This is a genomic window from Streptomyces sp. NPDC058662, from assembly GCF_042716255.1.
Classification (GTDB): domain Bacteria; phylum Actinomycetota; class Actinomycetes; order Streptomycetales; family Streptomycetaceae; genus Streptomyces.
Map to the genome: position 1 here is coordinate 1 of NZ_JBHXRU010000006.1, position 4,635 is coordinate 4,635.

At 68.3% G+C, this 4,635-nt stretch carries 4 protein-coding genes; 3 read left to right on the plus strand and 1 reads right to left on the minus strand.

Features of this window, described 5'->3' with window-relative positions:
• Positions 1-66 precede the first annotated feature (66 nt).
• Positions 67-1,269, minus strand: coding sequence for an NADP-dependent malic enzyme (locus tag ACFWUQ_RS04225; RefSeq protein WP_384532510.1), 1,203 nt, complete (start codon positions 1,267-1,269; stop codon positions 67-69).
• Positions 1,270-1,790: 521 nt separating this feature from the next.
• Between ACFWUQ_RS04225 and ACFWUQ_RS04230 the strand changes: the two genes are divergently transcribed.
• The 3 genes from ACFWUQ_RS04230 to ACFWUQ_RS04240 are packed head-to-tail and all read left to right on the plus strand — an operon-like array spanning position 1,791 to position 4,494.
• Positions 1,791-2,750 carry an ABC transporter substrate-binding protein gene (locus tag ACFWUQ_RS04230; protein ID WP_384532513.1) on the plus strand — a complete coding sequence of 320 codons (960 nt, stop codon included), beginning with the start codon at positions 1,791-1,793 and terminating at the stop codon, positions 2,748-2,750.
• 38 nt (positions 2,751-2,788) lie between these two features.
• Positions 2,789-3,730, plus strand: coding sequence for an amino acid ABC transporter permease (locus ACFWUQ_RS04235; protein WP_384532516.1), 942 nt, complete (start codon positions 2,789-2,791; stop codon positions 3,728-3,730).
• On the plus strand, positions 3,730-4,494 hold the full coding sequence (locus ACFWUQ_RS04240; RefSeq protein WP_384532519.1) for an amino acid ABC transporter ATP-binding protein: 765 nt from the start codon (positions 3,730-3,732) through the stop codon (positions 4,492-4,494). Before ACFWUQ_RS04235 ends, ACFWUQ_RS04240 begins: the two co-directional genes overlap by 1 nt.
• The last annotated feature ends 141 nt before the right edge of the window (positions 4,495-4,635 follow it).

Consider the following 4,635-nt stretch of genomic DNA (forward strand, 5'->3'; position numbering starts at 1 on the left):
ACGGGCGGGGCCGCCCCCCCCCGGGGGGGGTGGGGCGGCACGGCCCGTTCTCGTATCGGCTGGGCGTCAGACCAGGCGGGCGACGCCGTCGGCCTTGGCGGCGGCCGCGACGGCCGCCGAGACGGCCTCGGCCACGCGCGGGTCGAACGGCGACGGGATCACGTAGTCGGCGGCGAGCTCGTCACCCACGACACCGGCGATGGCGTCGGCGGCGGCGATCTTCATGCCCTCGGTGATCCGGGTGGCGCGCACCTTGAGGGCGCCCGCGAAGATTCCCGGGAAGGCCAGCACGTTGTTGATCTGGTTCGGGAAGTCCGAACGGCCCGTCGCCACGACCGCCGCGTACTTGTGCGCGACGTCCGGGTGGACCTCCGGGTTCGGGTTGGCCATGGCGAAGACGAACGCGTCCTTCGCCATCGAGGCCACCGCCTCCTCCGGGACCGTGCCGCCGGAGACGCCGATGAAAACGTCCGCGCCCGCGAGGGCCCGCTCCAGCGAACCGGTCTGCCCGGTCTTGTTGGTGAGCCCCGCGATCTCCGCCTTGACGTCCGTCAGGTCGGAGCGGTCCGCGGAGACGACGCCCTTGCGGTCGGTGACACAGACGTCACCGATACCCGCGTCCACCAGGATCTTGGCGATGGCGATGCCCGCCGCGCCCGAGCCCGAGATCACGGCACGCAGGTCGCCGAGGGTGCGCCCGGTCAGCTTCGCCGCGTTGCGCATCGCCGCCAGCGTCACGATGGCCGTGCCGTGCTGGTCGTCGTGGAAGATCGGGATGTCCAGCCGCTCCTGCAGCCGCCGCTCGATCTCGAAGCAGCGGGGAGCGGAGATGTCCTCCAGGTTCACCCCGCCGAAGGACGGCGCCAGGCGGACGACGGTCTCGATGATCTCGTCCGTGTCCTTGGTCGCCAGCGCGATCGGAACCGCGTCGACACCGCCGAACTGCTTGAACAGGATCGCCTTGCCCTCCATCACGGGGAGGGAGGCCTCAGGGCCGATGTCACCGAGCCCCAGCACGGCCGTACCGTCGGTGACGACGGCGACCACGTTGGACTTCCAGGTGTACTCGTTGACGAGCTCGGGCTGTTCGGCGATGGCGCTGCAGACCTTCGCCACGCCCGGCGTGTACGCGAGGGACAGGTCGTCCTTGTTGTGGACCGGCACAGTGGCCTGAATGGCCATCTTGCCGCCCCGGTGCAGTGCGAACACGGCGTCCGGGTTGTTGTCCGTCACGCTGTCGCTGCGAGGATTGACGATCTCCGCTGCCACTTGATGGCCCCTTAAGTCTTTGAATCGTGAGGGTTGGCCACTCCTGGTTAAGGGGTGGGCAGGCACCGCGTCCGTACTCCGCATCGGCGGTTGGCCCGCCTCCGCGAAGGGGAGGTTCGTACGCGCGGGCGCGCCGCACGCGCGCCCTGAGCCCCGGATGAGGGGTGTAAGGATCTGTTCTACCCGAAGAACGCTCACCCAGACGAGTCGATTCCGGCTCGACCATAAGCCTCTTGTCCTGGTTTTGGTTAAAAGTCCAAGAGCCTGTGCTCGATGGCCGAGACGGGCCGCAAAAAGTGAGCCGTACGGGGCCTGGGGCGGCGCATCGTCCTGTCCGGTGATCTCTTCCCCGCAGGCATGGTGGGTACCGGGGGTCGCCCGTTATCTGATTTTGACCTGATGGGCAGCCTGAATGCGCCAGTCCGAATGGCAAGATGCCCCTAATCACACAAGGTCGCGACACTCGATGGTGCGTGCCCGACCACTCTCGGATGCTTTTCCACCTGTCGGAGGAACCGCTCATGACCGCAAGCACCACCCGTCGTACGACCGCCGCTCGGTCCCGGATCGCCGCGGTCGGCGCGATCGCGGTCGCGGGCGCCCTGATGCTCACCGGCTGCGGTGACCAGACCGACGGGGCCTCCACGACCCCCTCGGGCCAGGCGAACAGCACCGCGCCGCTCTTCGCGAAGCTGCCGAAGAAGATCCAGGACGCCGGCGTGATCAAGGTCGGCACGGACGCGACGTACAAGCCGATGGAGTTCACCGAGGGCGGCAAGATCGTCGGCGTGGACCCCGACATCGCGGCGGCCATGGAGAAGCAGCTCGGCGTCAAGTTCGCCTTCGAGTCGGGCACCTTCGACACGCTGGTCGGCAGCATGCAGACCGGCCGCAGCGACGTGGTCATGTCCTCGCTGACCGACACCAAGGCCCGTCAGGAGGGCCTGGACGACAAGGGCGCCAAGACCGGTGCCGGTGTCGACTTCGTCGACTACTTCTCGTCCTCCACCGCCATCCTGGTCAAGAAGGGCAACCCCGAGGGCATCAAGACCCTCGACGACCTGTGCGGCAAGAAGGTCGCCGTCCAGCGCGGCACCACCTACGAGACGGTTGCCAAGACCCAGGCCGAGAAGTGCAAGACGGACGGCAAGGGCGAGCTCTCGATCGAGTCCTTCCCGACCGACGCCGAGGCCCAGACCCGCGTGAAGGCCGGCGGCGCCGTCGCCGACCTCAACGACGCCCCGGTCGCCGCGCACATCGCGAAGGAGGCGGGCGGCGGCAACGACTTCGAGGCCATCGTCACCCCGAGCGACGCCGGTTTCTTCGGCATCGCGGTGGACAAGAAGAACACCGAGCTGCGCGACGCGCTCAAGGAAGCCCTCGACGCGGTCATCAAGGACGGCACGTACAAGGCCGCCCTGGACAAGTGGAACGCGGGCTCCGGCGCCGTGACCGAGGCCAAGATCAACGCAGGCTCGTGACCTCCGCGCATACCGCAGCACACTGAAGGGCAGTCACTGTGACTGACAAGCTCGACAAGGTCCCGGACCCGGCGGACACCCCGCCGGCCGGGGCCGTCCCCCCCGAGGCGATCCGCGCCATCCCGGTCCGCCACTACGGCCGCTGGATCAGTGCCGTGGTCGTGATCGGCCTGGTCCTGGCGCTCGCGATCGCCTTCTCGCAGGGCAACGTGCGCTGGGCGACCGTGCCGGAGAAGCTGTTCGACCCCACCATCCTGCGTGGTGTCGTCAACACCGTCTGGATCAGCGTCGCCGCGATGGCCCTGGGCCTGGTGCTCGGCGTTCTCTTCGCAGTGATGCGGCTCTCGAAGAATCCGGTGACCAGCACCATCGCCTGGTTCTACATCTGGCTGTTCCGCGGCACCCCGGTGTACGTACAGCTCCTCATCTGGTTCAACCTCGCGCTGATCTTCCCGATCCTGAACCTCGGTTTCTACAAGGACGAGATGACTCAGGTCATGACGCCCTTCCTGGCCGCCCTGCTGGGTCTCGGCCTCAACGAGGGCGCGTACATGGCGGAGATCGTCCGGGCCGGAATCCAGTCGGTCGACGAAGGCCAGAGCGAGGCCTCGCACGCGCTTGGCATGACCCGGATGCAGACCATGCGCCGCGTCGTGCTCCCGCAGGCCATGCGGGTGATCGTGCCGCCGTCGGGCAACGAGTTCATCAACATGCTCAAGACCTCGTCGCTCGTCGTCGCCGTGCAGTACTTCGACCTGCTGCGCGCGGCCCAGGACATCGCGTCCACGTCGTTCGCGGTGATGGAGATGTTCTTCGTCGCGTCGATCTGGTACCTCGCCCTGACCAGCGTGTTCAGCGTCGGCCAGTACTACCTGGAGCGCCGCTACGCCCGCGGTGCGCTCCGCTCGCTGCCGCCCACGCCGTTGCAGAAGATCAAGGCGAAACTGTCCAGCTTCTCGAACAGCAAGGCGGTGGCCTGATGACGACTGCCATGGTGAAGGCCGAGGGCGTCCACAAGTCCTACGGCGCGGCGCACATCCTCAAGGGCATCGACCTGGAGGTCGCCCCGCGTGAGGTGTTCTGCCTGGTCGGTCCGTCCGGCTCGGGCAAGTCGACGTTCCTGCGGTGCATCAACCACCTGGAGCAGGTCAACGCCGGACGGCTGTACGTCGACGGCACCCTGGTCGGCTACCGGCAGAAGGGCGACAAGCTCTACGAGCTCAAGGACAGCGAGGTAGCGGCGCAGCGCAAGGACATCGGCATGGTGTTCCAGCGCTTCAACCTCTTCCCGCACATGACGGCCGTGGAGAACGTCATGGAAGCCCCGGTGATGGTCAAGGGCGAGAGCAAGTCCGTGGCGCGCGAGCGCGCGGCGAAGCTCCTGGACCGCGTGGGTCTCGGCGACAAGGGCGGGAACTACCCCTCGCAGCTGTCCGGCGGCCAGCAGCAGCGGGTGGCCATCGCCCGCGCGCTGGCCATGGAGCCGAAGCTGATGCTCTTCGACGAGCCGACCTCCGCGCTCGACCCGGAGCTGGTGGGCGACGTCCTGGACGTCATGCGCGACCTCGCCGAGTCGGGCATGACCATGATCGTCGTCACGCACGAGATGGGCTTCGCCCGCGAGGTCGGAGACAACCTCGTCTTCATGGACGGCGGAGTGGTCGTCGAGTCGGGCCACCCGCGCGAGGTGCTCGGCAACCCGCAGCACGACCGCACGAAGGCATTCCTCTCCAAGGTGCTGTAGTCCGGCGGTCGTGCGGGGGCCCCCCGGGGCCCGCCCCCCCCCCCCCCCCCCCCCGGGCCCCCCGGGGCCCCCCCCCACCCCCCCCCCCGGGCGCCCGGCCCGCCCCCGGCGTGGCGGGGGGGGTCGCAAAACCAACAACAA

Coding starts and splice junctions, on each gene's coding strand:
- ACFWUQ_RS04240 (WP_384532519.1), top strand. CDS start 3,730: ATGACGACTGCCATGGTGAAGGCCGAGGGCGTCCACAAGTCCTACGGC.
- ACFWUQ_RS04230 (WP_384532513.1), top strand. CDS start 1,791: ATGACCGCAAGCACCACCCGTCGTACGACCGCCGCTCGGTCCCGGATC.